Origin of the sequence: Nocardia sp. NPDC057227, assembly GCF_042669725.1 — a bacterium.
Taxonomy (GTDB): domain Bacteria; phylum Actinomycetota; class Actinomycetes; order Mycobacteriales; family Mycobacteriaceae; genus Nocardia; species Nocardia asteroides_A.
This window is the reverse complement of record NZ_JBHUXA010000007.1, coordinates 118,347-134,280: the sequence shown is the minus strand read 5'-3', so window position 1 is coordinate 134,280 and position 15,934 is coordinate 118,347. Positions and strand designations below refer to the sequence as shown.

Genomic DNA, 15,934 nt, shown 5'->3' with positions numbered 1-15,934 from the left:
AGGGCGGGTCAGCGGGAGGCGGCCAGTGCGGCGAGGGTCTCCGCCGCGGTGTGCGTCGGCTGCCAGCCGAGGTCGCGCTTGGCGCGGGTGGTGTCCATGACCACGGGGGTGCGCACGATGTGCAGCCACTCCAGGGTGGCGGGGATGAAGGGGAGCCGGGCCAGCGCGGCGGAGGCGAGGGTGGCGGTCGCTGCGGGGACCCGCACCGGGCGGCCGCCGAGCGCGGTGGCGACCTCGGAGAGGGTGAGGGTGCCATCGCCCGCGATGTTGTAGGGGCCGGGCGCGGCGGAGGTGGTGGCGGCGAGCGCGATCGCGGCGGCGACGTCGTCGTGATGCACCAGCTGCAGCGGGTGCCCCGGGTCCGGGATGACCGGCTTGAAGAGCGGCGCGGAGCGCATCAGCGCGCGGATCGGGCCGGGCACCTGCTCCCACGGAAGGTCGTGCAGCGCGGGCGCTTTCGGCCCGGCGACGATGCACGGGCGGAGCACGTAGACCTCGAGGCCGGAGTTCGCGGTGAGCTCGAGCAGCGCGCGCTCGCAGGCGGCCTTCTGCTCGGAGTAGTAGTGCTCGGGGGAGCCGTTCGGCGGCACGTCCTCGGTGATCGGCGACGGGTTCTCCGGGTGGTAGCCGTAGGCGGCGACCGAGGAGGTGTAGACCAGGCGGCGCGGTCGGCCCGCGGCCACGGTCGCGGCGAAGACGTTGCGGGTGCCCGCCAGGTTGACCCGGGCGCTCTCCGCGCGCGAGCCCATGATGACGAAGGCCAGGTGGATCACGACGTCGGCGTCGGCGACCAGGGCGTCGACCGCGGCCCGGTCCAGGATGTCGCCGCGCCGGTACTCGGTCCGGGTCCAGCCGTGCGCGGCCGGGTCGAAGGGGCGACGGGCCATGCCGATGATCCGGTCGACGGCGGGGTCGTTTTCCAGCGCGGTGACGGCGGAGATGCCGATCTCACCGGTCGGACCGGTGACGGCGACGGTGATTCCCATGGAGCCGGGATGCCCGCGCCGCCACCGGTGAAACAGTCAGTCGGGGGGCTCGACGTCGCCGGCGTCGTCGTCGACGTCCTCGTTCTCCGGGACCTTCCGCTGCTCGGATTCGTAGTCGTCGGGGTGCGTGGTGTCGGTGTGCTCGCCGAGATCGGGCGCTGTGGTGTTTCCGGGTTCGGTCACGGAGGCGGGTTTACCCATTCGGGCTACGGAATACGCGGGATTCAGTTGATCTGCTCGGCGGCGACGATCAGGTAGGAGCCGCCGTCCGGTTGCAGGGTGAGGACCCGCTGTTCCCGGCGGACGCTGCCGTCCGTCCCGGTCAGCACCATGTCGAGGGAGACCCGGTTGCGCGGCGCGTCCACGCCCGTGACGGTGACCGCGAGCGCGGCGATGCCCGACCAGAACTCGGTGTGCGCGGTCTGACCGATTCTGCGCTGGTAGGCGGGGGTGAAGCGGGTCCAGCTGGCGGCGGGGTCGGCGGGGAGGTCGGCGTAGTGCGCGCGGACGAAGTTCGCCATCGCGTCCTCGACCGGGGGGCCGGGCGGGATGGGCAGGGTGGTGAGCGGGGCCGCGGCAGGCGGGGTGGCGGTCGGTGTGGTCGCGGGAGCGGTGGGGCCGGTAGCGGAAGCGGTGGGGTTGGCCGAGCCGGTGGGGATGGCGGAGCCGGTGAGGGTGGCAGAGCCGGTGGCGTCGGCGGGGCCGATGGCGGAGCCGGTTGGATCCGGGCGCAGGATCAGCACCGCGACCGTCGCGATCGCGAGCATCGGCACCGCTACCGCCGCGCCGATGACCAGCCACTTCCGCCGCCCGCGCGTGGTGCCGGGCATCGTCGCCGCGGGCTGCGGTCGGTGCTCCGGCCCCGGCCCGAGCACCGTCGGCGCAGTCCGGGTCTCGTGCTCGGCCGGTACTACCGAGCCCGATCCGAGTTCGGTCGGCGCGGTGCGGTGCCCGCGTTCCGGCACCAACGGCCCGAGCACCGTCGGCGCCGTCCGGGCCTGGCGCCCCCGGCTGCCCGCACCCGACGCGGCCTGCGCCGCCTCCGCGAGCGCCCCCGCGGTGGCGTACCGCGCATCCGGCTCCTTCGCCATCCCGCACCGAATCACCGCGTCGAACTCCGCGGGCACCCCGGGAAGCACCTGCGAGGGTGCGGGCGGTGGCGTGTTCAGGTGCGCCACGATCTGGTGCTGAATGCTGTCGCCGGGAAACGGCAGCTGCCCGGTCAGCGCCTGGTGCAGCACGCAGGCCAGCGCGTAGACGTCGGCGCGGGCATCGACCTCGGCCGCGCCGAGCCGCTCCGGCGCCATGTAGGTGAAGGTGCCGATGGTGGTGCCGGTGCTGGTGATCCCGGTCGCGGCCAGATCCTTGGCGATGCCGAAGTCGATGAGGTAGGCGAAACCGGTGGCGGTGACGATGATGTTCGACGGCTTGACGTCGCGGTGCAGCAGCCCGGCCCGGTGCGCGGCGTCGAGCGCCTGCGCGACCTGCTCGACGTAGTGCACGGCGTCGGCGGGCGCGAGCGGCCCCGCAGCGATGATCTTCCCCAGGTCGGTGCCGTCGACCAGCCGCATGTCGAGAAAGAGCTGCCCGTCGATCTCGCCGTAGTCGTGGATCGGGATGACGTGCGGGTCGGTGAGCCGGGCGGCGGCGTGCGCCTCGCGCCGGAACCGCTCGCGGAACCCGGCGTCCGAGGCGTACTGCTCGGGCAGCACCTTGAGCGCGACGGTCCGGTCGGTGCCGGTGTCGTGCGCCCGGTAGACCCGGCCCATGCCGCCCGCGCCGAGCAGATCGAGCAGCCGGTACCGGCCGAACGGTGTCCCCTCCATTCCGTATGCGTACCACGAACGGGGAGTCAGGTCAGTCTGCGCACCACCGAGAGCGGCAGTCCGCGCAGCGCGTAGCCGAGCGGAATCCACGGCCACGCGGGCACATACGCCTGTGCCTTCTCCTTCTCGACGGCGGCGACGATGGCCCTGACCCCGGTCTCGGTGTCGACCATGAACGGCGTCTTCTGCGTGACGTGCTCGTTCATCTCGGAGCGGATGTAGCCGGGGTAGACGGTCGTGACCTTCACCCCGGGGATCCGCTCCGAGCGCACCCCCTCGGCCAGGTGCGCCAGCCCGGCCTTGGTGGCGGCGTAGGTGGTGAGCGTCTTGCGCATGCCGCGCAGCCCGGAGATCGAGGAGATCACCACCAGGTGCCCGCCGCCCGCGGCGCGGAAGATCTCCAGCGCCGCCTCCATCTGGGCCAGCGCGCCGACGAAGTTGGTGAGCGCGGTCTCCCGGTTGGCGTCGGCGCGGCCGGTGCCGAGCGGGGCGCCCTTGCCGAGCCCGGCGTTCACGATCACCCGGTCCAGTCGTCCGAAGGCCGCCGCGATCTCCGCGAAGACCCCGGGCACCGCGTCGAAATCGGTGACGTCGAGGGTGCGCACCTCGACCCTGGTGCCCGGGTGGATGGCGGCGATCTCGCCCGCGAGCTGCTCCAGCCGCTCGGTGCGGCGCGCGGTGAGCGCGAGATCGTAGCCGCGCGCGGCGAACTGGCGTGCCATCTCGGCGCCGAGCCCGGAGCTGGCGCCGGTGATCAGGACGACCCCGCGGCTCATCGCTTCGCCCCGTACTTGCCGAGCTCCAGCCGCGCGATGACGCCCTTGTGCACCTCGTCCGGCCCGTCGGCGAGCCGCAGCGCGCGGGCACTGGTCCACGCCGCCGCCAGCGGGAAGTCGTCGGAGAGGCCGCCGCCGCCGTGCAGCTGGATGGCGAAGTCGATCACCTGCTGGGCCATGGTCGGCGCCGCGACCTTGATCTGGCTGACCTCGCTGAGCGCGTTCAGCGGCCCGCCCTCGTCCAGCTTCCACGCGGTGTTGAGCACGAGCAGCCGGGTGGAGTCGATGGCGATCCGCGCCTCCGCGATCCGCTCCCGGTTGCCGCCGAGGTTCACCAGCGGCTTGCCGAACGCGGTCCGGGCGAGGCCGCGCTCACAGGCCAGCTCCAGCGCCTTCTCGGCGAGCCCGATCAGCCGCATGCAGTGGTGCACCCGGCCCGGCCCGAGCCTGCCCTGGGCGATCTCGAAGGCCCGCCCCGGCCCGGCGATCACGTTCGACAGCGGCACCCGGACATCGGTGAAGGAGACCTCGCCGTGGCCGAACGGCTCGTCCTGCATGCCCATGGTGGAGAGCATCCGCTCCACCTTGACGCCGGGGGCGTCGCGCGGCACGAGCACCATGGAGTGCCTGCTGTGCCGCGCGGCCTCGGGGTCGGTGAGCCCCATGACGATCAGGATCTTGCAGTCCGGGTGGCCGACGCCGGTGGACCACCACTTGCGGCCGTTGATCACCATCTCGTCGCCGTCCACCACGGCGCTGAGCTCCATGGTGGTGGCGTCCGAGGAGGCCACGTCCGGCTCGGTCATACAGAAGGCGCTGCGGATCCGGCCCTCGAGCAGCGGCTCCAGCCACTCCGCGCGCTGCGCGTCGTCGCCGTACTTGAGCAGCACCTCCATGTTCCCGGTGTCCGGGGCATTGCAGTTGAACAGGTACGGCGCCAGGAAGGAGCGGCCGGTGACCTCGGCGATCGGCGCGTAGTCGGCATTGCTCAGCCCGGCGCCGCCCGCCGTGCCGTACCGCGCGGCGTAGGCGTCGCCCTCGCCCGCGGGCAGGAAGAGGTTCCACAACCCCTGCGCCCGCGCCTTCTCCTGCAGCTCGGCCAGGATCGGCAGCGGCTGCCACGGGTTGCCGCCGGATTCGCGGAGCGCGGCCACCTCGTGGTGGTACCGCGCCTCCACCGGTTCGATCTCGGTGTCCAGGAACGCGCGGGCCGCGGCGGTGAGTTCGGCGGCGCGGTCGGAGGGCCGGAAGTCCATGGCCCGACCCTAACCCACTATTGATCGCTGATCGATAAGATCCCGGCGAGGATCAGATCGACGCCTGCGGCGAACTGCTCGCGGTCGTCGTGCGCGCGCAGCGCACCGGCGATGGCGTGCACGAACGGGAACCGCTCCGGGTCCGCGCTCCAGCGATCCGCGACGGCGCCGAGTACCGCGGCGCGGTCGGTGTCCCGCCGCCGGGCGGCCTCCACGCCGTTCGCGGCGTTCTGCCAGGCCGCGCCGACCACGTAGTTCGCCAGCACCGTGACGGCGTCGAACCAGGCCCGCTCCGGCACGCCGAGCGCGGGCAGCCGCCCGCCGAGGCTCTCGTAGATCGCGAGCATCGCGTCCTGCCCCGGCTCCCTGGTGAGGTGGGCGCCCGCCCAGGGGTGCGCGTCGATGGCGTCGAAGAGCCCGAGCGCGACCGCCAGGATCGAATCGCCGGGCACCGCGCCGACCACCTCTTCGGTGGCGGCGGAGAGCAGTTCGTTCTTGTTCGCCACGTGGTGGTAGATGGCGCCTGCCCCGGTCGAGAGCCGGGCGGCGAGCGCGCGGAAGGTGAGCGCCTGCTCACCGTCGGCGTCCAGGATCTCGATCGCGGCCGCCACGATCCGCTGCTGGGAGAGCGCGTCGGAGCGCCGGGTCGCCATGCCCCATCTTGACATGTCTGGAACGTTGTTCCAAACTGGATTGGAACAACGTTCCAACGAGGGGAGTTCGACCATGACGACACCGGTCACCATCATCGGCGCGGGGCTCGGCGGCCTCGCCCTCGCGCGCATCCTGCACGTCAACGGCGTTCCGGCGACGATCTACGAGGCCGAGGAGTCGGCGGGGTCGCGCGCCCAGGGCGGGCAGCTGGACATCCACGAGCACGACGGGCAGGCCGCCCTGGCCGCGGCCGGGCTCACCGCCGAGTTCGAGGCGATCATCCACCGCGGCGCCGAGGCCACCCGGGTGCTCGACCGGAACGGCACGGTCCTGCTGGACGAGCCCGACGACGGCACCGGCGGCCGCCCCGAGGTGCTCCGCGGCGACCTGCGCGGCATCCTGATCGACTCGCTGCCGCCCGCCGCGATCCGCTGGGGGCACCGGGTCCGCGGGGTGCGCGCGCTCGGCGGTGGCGCGCACGAGGTGCGCTTCGCGAACGGCACCGGCGTCAGCACCGCGCTCCTGGTCGGCGCCGACGGCGCCTGGTCGAAGGTGCGGCCGCTGCTCTCCCCGGCCGTGCCGGAGTACACCGGCACGACGCTGCTGGAGACCTACCTGCACGATGTCGACCGGCGGCACCCCGTTGCCGCCGCGGTGGCGGGCAGCGGCGCGCTGATGGCGCTCGCCCCCGGCCAGGGCATCTCGGCGCACCGCGAGGCGAACGACATCCTGCACGTCTATCTCCAGCTGCGTCGCCCGGCCGCGTGGTTCGACGGCGTCACCACCGAGCGCGTGCTCGCCGAATTCGACGGCTGGGCACCGGAACTCCGCACGCTGATCACCGGCGCCGACACCCCGCTGGTGACCAGGCCCGTGCACACCCTGCCGGAGCGGCACCGCTGGGAGCGGGTACCCGGGGTGACGCTGCTCGGCGACGCCGCGCACCTGGCGCCGCCCGCGGGCGAGGGCGCGAACCTCGCCCTGTTCGACGGCGCCGAACTCGGGCGGGCGATCGCCGCGCACCCGGACGACACCGAGGCGGCGCTGGCGAGCTACGAGGCCGCCCTGTTCCCGCGCAGCGCCGAGTCGGCGGCGGGCGCCGCGGAGATCCAGGAGCTGTGTCTCGGCGGGCGGGCGCCGTTCGGGCTCGTCGAGTTCCTCAGTGCCGCCGGTACGCGCTGATCTGCGCGGCCACCGTGTCGACGGCGTCGCCGAGCGGGAGCGTCAGGTCGGCGACGTGCAGCCCCCAGCCGGGGTCGGGGAACGGGCCGAGCGGCGGGGCGCCCGGCTGCGGCGCGGCCAGCAGCACGTGCGCACCGTTGACGTGCGCGCACTGTGCCCGGTAGCGCTGCGCGGGCCGCAGCCAGGGGGTCGGCGGGGTGGGCAGGGCGGTGCCGAGCGCCTGCGGCGCGGTCCCGGTGCGGACCAGCGTGTGCAGCGCGACCTCGTCGGTGCTGCCCGGCGCGGCCGGATTCACGCACGCCACCTCGTAGCCGGCGCCGTACGGCTGCGGCGCGGCCTCGGGCGTGGTCGGCGTGACCCCGTAGCGCGCGTCCGCGGGCGGCGTCTCGCCGAAGAGCGACCAGGCCAGCGCGCAGTGCGTCTGCGCGCGCTCGCGGCAGAGCGGAACGGTGCGGAAATCGCCGCCGACGTCGGCGCCGCGCGGTACCACCACATTGCCGCCCGCCAGCACCGCCGACACCAGCCGCGCGTTCACCGCCGGATCCGGCTCGATCCGTTCGCGGAGCAGTTGCCTGAGCATCCTGGTCCCCTGCGAGTGCCCGATCAGCACGACCCCGCGGCCGCGATTGTCGTTGGCCAGGTACTGCTCCCAGGCCCGCGCCACGTCGGCGAAGGCGAGCTCGGCCGCGGCCCGCGCCTGCTCCGGCGAACCGGGGGAGCGCAGCGCGAGCAGGGTGCGCTGCCGGTAGACCGGCGCGTACACGTCGCACACCTGGGAGAAGCGCTGCGCCTGCTGCTCGGCGATGAACCGCAGCGGCGGCGCGACCTCCTTGCTCGCGGAGTAGGAGAGCTCGGTGGAGACCGTCGGGTAGACGTAGAAGCAGTCCACGTCGCGCGGCCCGGCCGTGGGCCGGACCACCTCGGGCGGCTGCCCGTCGCGGTAGACGGTGGTGCCGAGGTCGCCGCGGCACGGGTCGGCGGGGAGGTCGGGGCGGCAGAGCCAGACCACGTCGTCCGGTTGCTCCGGCAGCGCCACCGCGCCCGCCGCGGCGGCGACCAGGGCGAAGAGCAGGGCCAGCAGCGTCGTCACCCCGCGCCGCGGGGACACCGGGGAGACAGGGGCCACCGGAACCTCCTTCGATCGGGCCCACTGTACGGCGACCACCCCCGGTTCCGGGGTGGGTACGAATCCGGCTGAGCGCAAACGGTGCCCGGCGCGGCGGCGGCTCGTAGCGTCGGCTGTCATGGTCCGTGCGCGCCGCCCCCTCAAGACCGTGACCGGAGTCAGCGGAGGGGCGGACGTCTACGCCGCCGCCGTCGACCCGGCCCGCTCCACCCTGGACACCGCGATCGAGATCGCCCGGCTGGCCGAGGAGCACCGGATCGACGCGCTCTTCGCCGCCGACCTGCTCTCCTTCGGCAAGCAGGGCGCCATCGGCGCGCAGGAGCCGCTGATCTTCCTGGCCGCGCTGGCCGGGGTGACCAGCAGGGCCGGGCTGATCGCCACCGTCACCACCACCTTCCACCACCCGTACAACCTGGCCAGGCTCTTCGGCACGCTGGACCACGTCAGCAACGGCCGCGCCGCCTGGAACGCGGTCACCTCCTCGCTCGGCGAGGAGAACTACGGCACCGGGGAGCTGCCAAGCCCCGAGGAGCGCTACGCCCGCGCCACCGAGGTGCTCGAGGTGACCAACGCGCTCTTCGACAGCTGGGCGCCGGGCGCGCTCACCCCGGACGGCAGCGGCGGCGCCGTGCTCGACCCCGCGCTGGTGCGTCCGATCGAGCACACCGGCGAGTACTTCTCGGTGCGCGGCCCGCTGAACATCCCGACGCTGCCGCAGCGCAGGCCGGTGCAGTTCCAGGCCGGGCAGTCCGCGGGCGGCGTCGAGCTGGGCGCGCGCTTCGCCGAGGTGGTCTTCACCTCGCTCGCCACCCTGGACGACGCGCTGGTCTTCGCGAAGCGCATCCGTTCCCGCGCCGCCGAACTCGGCCGCGCCGACGGGCTGCCGCTGATCTTCAGCTCGCTGCACGCCACCTACGGCGGCACCGAGGAGGAGGCCCGCAGGCTCGCCGCCGAGCGCGACGAGAACACCGACCTGGAGGCGGGCCGCAGGGGTCTGGAGGACATGCTCGGCGGCGGCGTCGACCTCGCCGGGCTGCCGCTGGACCGCCCGCTGCCGGAATCGCTGCTCCCCGACGTCACCGCGGTGAACCGGCGGCGCGGCCGGGCCGAGATCTTCACCCGGCTCGCCCGCTCCGGCAAGACGCTGCGCGAACTCATCGTTGCCGCCAAGGACACCGGGCACTGGGCCGAGGCCGGCACCGTCGAGCAGATCGCCGACGCCATCGCGGAGCGCTACGACGCGGGCGTGCTCGACCTCATCACCCTGGGCGGGCTCGCCGACCCGCGCGGCCGCGAGTACGTCCTCGACGGCCTGCTTCCGCTGCTGCGCAAGCGCGGCATCGTCGGCGAGGACTACGTCGGCGGCACCTTCCGGGAGAACCTGGAGCTGCCGCCGCTGCCCTGACGGGTCAGTCCGTCGGGCCGCCCGCCACGTAGATGACCTGGCCGGAGACGAAGCCCGCGCCCGCGCTCACCAGGAACGACGCGGTGTGCGCGATGTCGTCCGGCTGCCCGGCCCTGCCCACCGGGATCTGCCCGACCACGGCCTCGGTGAACTGCTCGAAGGTGACGCCGACCCGCTCGGCGGTGGCCGCGGTCATGTCGGTGGCGATGAAGCCGGGCGCGATGGCGTTCACCGTGACCCCGAACTTGCCGAGTTCGATGGCGAGCGTCTTGGTGAAGCCCTGCAGCCCGGCCTTGGCCGCGGAGTAGTTGGCCTGGCCGCGGTTGCCGAGCGCGGAGGTGCTGGAGAGGTTCACGATCCGGCCGAACTTCGCCTCGGTCATGTACTTCTGGGTGGCCCTGCTCATCAGGAAGGCGCCGCGCAGGTGCACGTTCATGACCGCGTCCCAGTCGCCCGTCGTCATCTTGAACAGCAGGTTGTCGCGCAGGATGCCTGCGTTGTTGACCAGCACGGTCGGCGCGCCCAGCTCCTCGGCGACCCGGCTCACGCCGCGCTGCACCGCCTCCTCGTCGGAGACGTCGACCGAGAGCCCGATCGCCCGGCCGCCCGCCGCGGTGATCTGCTCCGCGGAGGCCAGGCTGGCCGCCTCGTCGAGGTCGAAGACGGCGACCGCGAGGCCGTCGGCGGCCAGGCGGCGCGCTGTGGCGGCGCCGATGCCGCGCGCGGCTCCGGTGACGATCGCCGTGCGGGGGGCGGTGCTGGTCATGTCGGTCCTCTCGTCGGATGTACTCGATGATTCATACTCGATCGGGTTCCGGCCCGGTGCGCGGCTCCGGCTCCGGCCGCCAGCCGCGCGCGACCGAGCGGGCGCAGCGCTCCGGCTCGTCGCCCGCCGCGACGAACAGGGCGACCAGCATCGGCTCGCCGTTCGCCAGCACCTCGACGGGAAGCGGGCCGGTGGCGACCAGGCTCGCCAGCCCGTGCCCGATCACCCAGACCCGGAGCGCGATGACCTCGGGGTTCGTCTCCGGGGCGAAGCGGCCCGCGTCCCGCGCCCGTGCCACGGCGGTGACCAGCAGCCCGAGCGTGGCGTCGGCGGAGGCGGCGTCCTCCAGGTCGGCGGTCGCGTCGAACATCACCCGGTACAGGTCCGGGTTCGCCAGCGCGTTGGCCAGGTAGCCCGCGCCGAGCGCGGTGAGGTCGCGCACCGGGTCGGCGGTTGCGCCGACGGTGGCGAGTTCGGCGGCGAGCCGGATGAATCCCTCCTGCCGCACCGCGCGCCACAGCCCGTCGATGCCGTCGAAGTAGGTGTAGACCGCCATGGTCGAGACCTCGGTGCCCGCGACGAGCGCGCGCAGCGTGACCGGCTCGCGCCGGGCCAGCATCTGCGCCGCCCGCTCGACCAGCAGCGCCCGCGTCCGCGGGTTCTTCGTCCGTGCCATGGACACAGAATACATAACATCGTTATTGTATGGGCATCCGACCCTCTCGAAGGAGCAAGACATGACCGTGGAACTGCGCAACCCGGACGGCCTGCCCAAGCCGGAGGTCTACCGGCAGTCCGCCATCGCGACCGGGAGCCGCTTCGTCTTCCTGGCCGGGCAGGTGGCGCGCGACGCCGACGGGAACCCGGTCGGCGCCGGTGATTTCGCCGCCCAGGTGGAGCAGGCGTACCTGAACGTCGCCACCGCGGTGGCGGATGCGGGCGGTACCTTCGACGATGTCGCCAAGCTGACCATCTACGTCGTCGACTGGTCGCCGGAGAAGCTGCCGCTGCTCGGCGAGGGCGCCGGGCGGGTCGCCGCGAAGCTGGGGGTCGACCCGACCAAGCCGGTCACGCTGATCCCGGTGGTTGCGCTGGCCGAGCCGGATCTGCTGGTCGAGGTGGAGGCGATCGCCGTTCTGGATTGAGTCCGCGCCCGGCCGGCGATCGTGCCGGTGTGGCTGCGCGGGGTCTGGCAGGCAGCGGCGGAATGCGGAAGCCGCGCGCCCGCGCCCGCGCTGCGTGGATCAGGCGGCCGGCGGTGGTGACAGGTGGTAGTCGCGCTGTCGCGGCCGCGCCGCGCGGAGGCGGTACTCGACGAGCGCGCCCGGCCAGTTGTGCGCGTCCCGGCCTTCGGCATCGTGATACCAGCTGCGGCAGCCCGAGTTCCAGGCCAGCGGGCGGGCGAAGCGGCGGTCGAGCAGCCGGGACCAGCGGGCGAAGGCGGCCTCGGTCACCTCGAGCGCGCTGCCCGGCGGGGCGGCGGCGAGCCGGGTGACGGCGGCGGCGATGTGCGCGGCCTGGGTCTCCAGCATGAAGACGATGGAGCCGGAGCCGAGGTTGGTGTTCGGGCCGTAGACCAGGAAGAGATTCGGGAAGCCGGGCACGGTGAGCCCGAGGTGCGCGCGGGCGCCGCCCGCCCAGTGCGCGGCCAGCGTCGCGCCGGTGCGGCCGGTGATGTCGAGCGTGGTGGCGAAGCCGCCGGTGTCGAAGCCGGTGGCGAAGACCAGGGTGTCGGCCGGGTGCCGCCCGGCGGCGGTGCGCACGGCGCCCGGCTCGACGGCGGCGATCGGCGCGGTGACCAGCGTGACGTGCGGGCGGGTGAGCGCGGCGTGGTACCCGTCGGCCATCAGGATGCGCTTGCACCCGGCCCGGTCCGCCGGGGTGAGCGCGGCCCGCAGCGCGGGGTCGGCCACGGTGCGCCGCAGCGTCCGCGCGTGCGCGCGCTCGATCGGCCGGAGCAGCGCGGGCCAGCGCCAGAAGCCGAGGGTTATCGCCTCCAGCCCGGCCCAGAGCGCACCCCGCGTCGCCAGGCGCACGGCGGGGAAGCGCCGGTGCAGAGCCCGCACCCGGTACGGCACGTCGGGTTTCGGCAGTACGTAGGGCGCGCTGCGCTGCACGACGGTGAGCGCCGCCGCCCGCCCGGCCAGCTCCGGGATCAGCTGCACCGCGCTGGCTCCGGTGCCGACCACGACGATCCGGCGGCCGGTGGGGTCGAAATCGTCCGGCCAGTCCGCGGTGTGCAGCACCCGGCCGCCGAACTCGGCGAGTCCGGGCAGCGGCGGCACCGCGGGCACCGCGAGCTGCCCGGTGGCGGCGACCAGCACGTCGAACCGCTCGGCGGTGCCGTCGCCGAGCGTCAGCAGCCAGTCCCGGCCGGACCACGTCGCGGCGGTGACCGCGGTTCCGGTACGCGGGGTGAGCCCGGCGGCACAGCGCTCGAGGTAGCCGCGGATCTCGGCGCCCGGCGCGAACCGGCGCGACCACGCGGGCGGCTCGGTGAAGGAGTAGCTGTACACGTGCGAGGGGGCGTCGCAGGCGACGCCGGGGTAGCGGTTCGCCGCCCAGGTCCCGCCGACCCCGTCCCGGGCGTCGAACACCGTGAGGTCCCGGTGCCCGGCCGCGCGCAGCCGCAGCGCCGCGCAGATCCCGCCGAACCCGGCACCGACGACGGCAACCCGGACCGCACGAAAATCGTTGCTGCACATAGCTTCTCCCGATCACCCCGGTGAGCCGGGGCATCGATCACCGTAGCTGGAACCTGTTCCAGAAACAAGCGTGGATTTTTATTGACGCGCGTCGAATCGCGGCTTAGAGTGCGTGTGATCGCCGTCACGCTACCGTCGACGGCGCACAGGCAGGAGGCCCGATGCCCCATCCGACGGTCGCCGTGATCGGCGCCGGGATCAGCGGTTTGACCACCGGGAAGATGCTCGGCGACTACGGGATCCCGTACACCTGCTTCGAGTCGTCCGACCGGATCGGCGGCAACTGGGCCTTCGGCAATCCGAACGGGCACAGCGCGGCCTACCGCTCGCTGCACATCGACACCTCGAAGTACCAGCTCTCCTTCCGGGACTACCCGATGCCGGAGACCTACCCGGACTTCCCGCACCACACGCAGATCAAGGAGTACCTGGAGGGGTACGCCGACGCCTTCGGGCTGAAGCGCCGGATCGAGTTCGGCAACGGCGTCGCGCACGCCGAGCGGCTGCCGGACGGCGGCTGGAACATCGCCACCCAGCGCGGCGAGCAGCGCCGCTTCGACCTGCTGGTGGTGGCGAACGGGCACCACTGGGACCCGCGCTTCCCCGACTTCCCCGGCGAGTTCACCGGCGATGCCATCCACTCGCACGCCTACGTCGACCCGCGCACCCCGCTCGACCTGTACGGCAAGCGCATCCTGATCGTCGGCATCGGCAACAGCGCCGCCGACATCACCGTCGAGCTCTCCTCGCGCGCCATGGACAACGAGGTCTGGCTCTCCACCCGCTCCGGTGCCTGGGTGGTGCCGAAGTACCTGGCGGGCACCCCGGCCGACCGCTACTACCGCACCCTGCCGTACGTGCCGCTGCGCTGGCAGCGCAGGCTGGCGCAGCTCTTCACCCCGGTCATCTCCGGCAACCCGGTGAACTACGGGCTGCCCGCGCCGAACCACAAGTTCATGGAGGCGCACCCGACCCAGTCGGTCGAGCTGCCGCTGCGGCTCGGCAGCGGCGACGTCACCGCGGTCGGCAACGTCGCCAGGCTGGACGGGCGCACCGTGCACTTCGAGGACGGGCAGGCGAAGGATTTCGACGTCATCATCTACTGCACCGGCTACAACATCACCTTCCCGTTCTTCGACCCGGAGTTCCTCAGCGCGCCGGGCAACAAGATCCAGCTCTACAAGCGGATCTTCAAGCCGGGGCTGGACGATCTGGCCTTCGTCGGCTTCGCGCAGCCGTTCCCGACGCTCTTCCCGTTCGTCGAGTGCCAGGCCAGGCTGGTCGCGGCCTTCGCGGCCGGGCACTACCGGCCGCCGACGGACTCGGCGATGCAGGCGGTGATCGACGAGGACGAGCAGAAGTTCATCGGGCACATGATGAACACCGCCAGGCACACCCAGCAGCTGGACTACTGGCTCTACGAACACGACCTGCGGGTGCGCGAACTGCCCGCCGGGTACCGCAGGGCGGGGGCGCTCGCCGGGCGGGCCACGTGAGCGCTCGGGCGCGCACCGACCGGCGGGCGCCGCACCGCGGCGACCTGCGGCGCTCCGCCCTGCTCGGTGCGCTGGCCGAGCTGCTGAAGGACAGCGGCGGCGACCTGGACCCGATCACCATCGCGGAGATCTCCAAGCGCGCCGGGGTGACCCGCTCCGCCTTCTACTTCTACTTCGAGAACAAGGCGGCCGCGGTGGCCGCGACGCTCGAGGAGATGTACGACGAGATCTTCGCGGTGACCGACGTGCTGGTCGGCGCGGGCGACCCGGCGGTGCGGATCGAGCACACCGCGCGCGGCCTCGTCGAGTTCTCCGAGCGGCACCGGCACCTGCTGCGCGCCGCGCTGGAGGCGCGCTACGCCTCGCCCGAGGTGCGGCGCATGTGGGAGGCGGATCGGCAGGCCTTCATCCCGGCCATCGCCGCCATGATCGACGGCGAGCGCACGGCGGGCCGCGCCCCCGACGGCGCGGACGCCACCGCGCTCGCCGATGTACTGCTGCTGCTCAACGAGCGGCTGCTGGAACGGCTCACGCTCGGCGACGGGCTGGACCGGGAGAACTACGTCAATGCCGTGGTCACCGTGTGGCTGCGCACCGTCTACGGCCGGACGCCGGCCGATCGGGGAACGTCATGACCACAACGCTGCCGGTCGGCGCCACCGCGCTGACCTTCGACTCGGCCGGGACGCGCTGCGAAGCGTGGCATTTCGCGGCCACCTCGGACGATGTCGCCGGGCCTGCCGGACGGCCGGTCGCGGTGCTCGCGCACGGGTTCGGCGGGACCAAGGACTCGGGGCTCGCCTCCTTCGCCACCGCGCTGGCCGGGGCGGGCATCGACGCGCTCGCCATCGACTTCCGCGGGTTCGGCGGGAGTGCGGGGGAGCCGCGGCAGCGCATGCGGATGGGCGAGCAGATCGCTGACTACCGCGCCGCGATCTCGGCCGCCGCCGGGCTGCCCGGTGTCGATCCGGAGCGGATCGTGCTGTGGGGCGTTTCGATGTCGGGGGGCCATGTGCTCGCCCTGGCAGCCGAATTCGGCGCCGCGGGTGCGAACGGTGCGGGTGCCGCGCAGGGCACGAGCGGTGCGCCGGGCGCGAGGAGAGCGCCGGGCGTGGGTGGCGCGCAGGGCACGAGCGGTGCGCCGGGCGCGAGGAGAGCGGCGGGCGCGGGTGGTGCGCAGGGGCTCGTGCCGGACGGCGCGCGGCGCGCGGACGCGGCGGTGCCGCGGATCGGCGGCGTCGAGCCGCGGGTGGCGGCGGTGGTCTCGATGACCCCGCTGGTCGACGGCCGCGCAGCGGTGCGGCACGCCCTGCGGCACGGCGGCCCCCTCGCCTCGCTGCGCGGCGCGGCGGGCGGCGTGCGCGCCGGAATCGCCCGGCTGCGCGGCGAACCGGGGCTCATCCCGCTGGTCGGCGCGCCCGGCAGCGGCGCGGCGCTCTCGCTCGACGGCTACGAGCGCTCCTACCGCGCGCTCAGCGGCCCCACCTGGCAGAACGGCATCGACCCCGCCGTGCTGCTGACGCTCCCGAACTACCGCCCGGCCCGCCCCGCCGCCGACATCACCGTGCCGGTGCTGGTGCAGATCGCCGACTTCGACCGCGCCGCCCCGCCGCACGCCGCCGCCAAGGCCGCCTTCGCCGCCCGCGCCGAGGTCAGGCACTACCCGTGCGACCACTTCGACGTCTGGCCGGGCGGCGAGTTCCATGCCGCGACCGTCGAGCACCAGCTGCACTTTCTGCGCAGGCACCTGAGCTGA

At 73.6% G+C, this 15,934-nt stretch carries 16 protein-coding genes; 6 read left to right on the top strand and 10 right to left on the bottom strand.

All coding sequences use genetic code 11. The features are described from left to right. Nucleotides 1-8: 8 nt before the first annotated feature. The 6 genes from ACFUJ1_RS12610 to ACFUJ1_RS12585 are packed head-to-tail and all read right to left on the bottom strand — an operon-like array spanning nucleotide 9 to nucleotide 5,512. The gene (locus ACFUJ1_RS12610; protein ID WP_378645172.1) at nucleotides 9-986 is read right to left on the bottom strand and encodes an NAD-dependent epimerase/dehydratase family protein; all 978 of its coding nucleotides are present in this window, start codon (nucleotides 984-986) and stop codon (nucleotides 9-11) included. Nucleotides 987-1,022: 36 nt separating this feature from the next. Further along, nucleotides 1,023-1,169 carry a hypothetical protein gene (locus ACFUJ1_RS12605; RefSeq protein ID WP_378645170.1) on the bottom strand — a complete coding sequence of 49 codons (147 nt, stop codon included), beginning with the start codon at nucleotides 1,167-1,169 and terminating at the stop codon, nucleotides 1,023-1,025. A 41-nt stretch (nucleotides 1,170-1,210) separates the two neighbouring features. Then, nucleotides 1,211-2,812, bottom strand: a complete 1,602-nt coding sequence (locus ACFUJ1_RS12600) for a serine/threonine-protein kinase (RefSeq protein ID WP_378645168.1) — start codon at nucleotides 2,810-2,812, stop codon at nucleotides 1,211-1,213. Between the two features lie 26 nt (nucleotides 2,813-2,838). Then, nucleotides 2,839-3,588 carry an SDR family oxidoreductase gene (locus ACFUJ1_RS12595; RefSeq protein WP_378645167.1) on the bottom strand — a complete coding sequence of 250 codons (750 nt, stop codon included), beginning with the start codon at nucleotides 3,586-3,588 and terminating at the stop codon, nucleotides 2,839-2,841. Continuing rightward, a complete protein-coding gene (locus ACFUJ1_RS12590) occupies nucleotides 3,585-4,844 on the bottom strand; it encodes an acyl-CoA dehydrogenase family protein (protein WP_378645165.1) in 1,260 nt (419 codons plus the stop codon). Before ACFUJ1_RS12590 ends, ACFUJ1_RS12595 begins: the two co-directional genes overlap by 4 nt. A gap of 17 nt (nucleotides 4,845-4,861) precedes the next feature. Further along, entirely contained in the window at nucleotides 4,862-5,512 is a 651-nt protein-coding gene (locus ACFUJ1_RS12585) for a TetR/AcrR family transcriptional regulator (protein ID WP_378645164.1), read from the bottom strand. Between the two features lie 58 nt (nucleotides 5,513-5,570). On the opposite strand from ACFUJ1_RS12585, the gene ACFUJ1_RS12580 reads away from it, so the two are divergent. After that, complete coding sequence (locus ACFUJ1_RS12580; protein ID WP_378645162.1) at nucleotides 5,571-6,680, top strand: FAD-dependent oxidoreductase; 1,110 nt, start codon at nucleotides 5,571-5,573, stop codon at nucleotides 6,678-6,680. Here the strand turns inward: ACFUJ1_RS12580 and ACFUJ1_RS12575 are convergent. Continuing rightward, nucleotides 6,658-7,806: a DUF3089 domain-containing protein gene (locus ACFUJ1_RS12575; protein ID WP_378645160.1), complete on the bottom strand. Its 1,149-nt coding sequence runs from the start codon at nucleotides 7,804-7,806 to the stop codon at nucleotides 6,658-6,660. The two genes, ACFUJ1_RS12580 and ACFUJ1_RS12575, sit on opposite strands and share 23 nt — an antisense overlap. A 118-nt stretch (nucleotides 7,807-7,924) precedes the next feature. Between ACFUJ1_RS12575 and ACFUJ1_RS12570 the strand changes: the two genes are divergently transcribed. Continuing rightward, entirely contained in the window at nucleotides 7,925-9,211 is a 1,287-nt protein-coding gene (locus tag ACFUJ1_RS12570; RefSeq protein WP_378645159.1) for an NtaA/DmoA family FMN-dependent monooxygenase, read from the top strand. Nucleotides 9,212-9,215: 4 nt separating this feature from the next. Here ACFUJ1_RS12570 and fabG read toward each other — a convergent pair whose 3' ends face one another. Then, a complete protein-coding gene (gene fabG / locus ACFUJ1_RS12565; RefSeq protein WP_378645157.1) occupies nucleotides 9,216-9,977 on the bottom strand; it encodes a 3-oxoacyl-ACP reductase FabG in 762 nt (253 codons plus the stop codon). Nucleotides 9,978-10,008: 31 nt separating this feature from the next. Then, nucleotides 10,009-10,653, bottom strand: coding sequence for a TetR/AcrR family transcriptional regulator (locus ACFUJ1_RS12560; RefSeq protein WP_378645156.1), 645 nt, complete (start codon nucleotides 10,651-10,653; stop codon nucleotides 10,009-10,011). Between the two features lie 61 nt (nucleotides 10,654-10,714). On the opposite strand from ACFUJ1_RS12560, the gene ACFUJ1_RS12555 reads away from it, so the two are divergent. After that, nucleotides 10,715-11,122 (top strand): RidA family protein, encoded by a 408-nt coding sequence (locus ACFUJ1_RS12555; RefSeq protein WP_378645154.1) that lies wholly within the window; start codon nucleotides 10,715-10,717, stop codon nucleotides 11,120-11,122. A 99-nt stretch (nucleotides 11,123-11,221) separates the two neighbouring features. Here ACFUJ1_RS12555 and ACFUJ1_RS12550 read toward each other — a convergent pair whose 3' ends face one another. After that, nucleotides 11,222-12,682 (bottom strand): flavin-containing monooxygenase, encoded by a 1,461-nt coding sequence (locus ACFUJ1_RS12550; protein WP_378645153.1) that lies wholly within the window; start codon nucleotides 12,680-12,682, stop codon nucleotides 11,222-11,224. Between the two features lie 161 nt (nucleotides 12,683-12,843). Between ACFUJ1_RS12550 and ACFUJ1_RS12545 the strand changes: the two genes are divergently transcribed. From ACFUJ1_RS12545 to ACFUJ1_RS12535, 3 genes are read left to right on the top strand one after another with little or no spacing between them, the layout of a single operon-like run. Continuing rightward, nucleotides 12,844-14,178, top strand: coding sequence for a flavin-containing monooxygenase (locus tag ACFUJ1_RS12545; RefSeq protein WP_378645151.1), 1,335 nt, complete (start codon nucleotides 12,844-12,846; stop codon nucleotides 14,176-14,178). Beyond that, a complete protein-coding gene (locus ACFUJ1_RS12540) occupies nucleotides 14,175-14,813 on the top strand; it encodes a TetR/AcrR family transcriptional regulator (RefSeq protein WP_378645150.1) in 639 nt (212 codons plus the stop codon). The genes ACFUJ1_RS12545 and ACFUJ1_RS12540 overlap by 4 nt, the downstream gene beginning before the upstream one ends. Beyond that, nucleotides 14,810-15,934: an alpha/beta hydrolase gene (locus tag ACFUJ1_RS12535; RefSeq protein ID WP_378645148.1), complete on the top strand. Its 1,125-nt coding sequence runs from the start codon at nucleotides 14,810-14,812 to the stop codon at nucleotides 15,932-15,934. The genes ACFUJ1_RS12540 and ACFUJ1_RS12535 overlap by 4 nt, the downstream gene beginning before the upstream one ends.

Coding starts and splice junctions, on each gene's coding strand:
- ACFUJ1_RS12610 (WP_378645172.1), bottom strand. CDS start 986: ATGGGAATCACCGTCGCCGTCACCGGTCCGACCGGTGAGATCGGCATC.
- ACFUJ1_RS12600 (WP_378645168.1), bottom strand. CDS start 2,812: ATGGAGGGGACACCGTTCGGCCGGTACCGGCTGCTCGATCTGCTCGGC.
- ACFUJ1_RS12595 (WP_378645167.1), bottom strand. CDS start 3,588: ATGAGCCGCGGGGTCGTCCTGATCACCGGCGCCAGCTCCGGGCTCGGC.
- ACFUJ1_RS12590 (WP_378645165.1), bottom strand. CDS start 4,844: ATGGACTTCCGGCCCTCCGACCGCGCCGCCGAACTCACCGCCGCGGCC.
- ACFUJ1_RS12585 (WP_378645164.1), bottom strand. CDS start 5,512: ATGTCAAGATGGGGCATGGCGACCCGGCGCTCCGACGCGCTCTCCCAG.
- ACFUJ1_RS12580 (WP_378645162.1), top strand. CDS start 5,571: ATGACGACACCGGTCACCATCATCGGCGCGGGGCTCGGCGGCCTCGCC.
- ACFUJ1_RS12570 (WP_378645159.1), top strand. CDS start 7,925: ATGGTCCGTGCGCGCCGCCCCCTCAAGACCGTGACCGGAGTCAGCGGA.
- fabG (WP_378645157.1), bottom strand. CDS start 9,977: ATGACCAGCACCGCCCCCCGCACGGCGATCGTCACCGGAGCCGCGCGC.
- ACFUJ1_RS12560 (WP_378645156.1), bottom strand. CDS start 10,653: ATGGCACGGACGAAGAACCCGCGGACGCGGGCGCTGCTGGTCGAGCGG.
- ACFUJ1_RS12555 (WP_378645154.1), top strand. CDS start 10,715: ATGACCGTGGAACTGCGCAACCCGGACGGCCTGCCCAAGCCGGAGGTC.
- ACFUJ1_RS12550 (WP_378645153.1), bottom strand. CDS start 12,682: ATGTGCAGCAACGATTTTCGTGCGGTCCGGGTTGCCGTCGTCGGTGCC.
- ACFUJ1_RS12545 (WP_378645151.1), top strand. CDS start 12,844: ATGCCCCATCCGACGGTCGCCGTGATCGGCGCCGGGATCAGCGGTTTG.
- ACFUJ1_RS12535 (WP_378645148.1), top strand. CDS start 14,810: ATGACCACAACGCTGCCGGTCGGCGCCACCGCGCTGACCTTCGACTCG.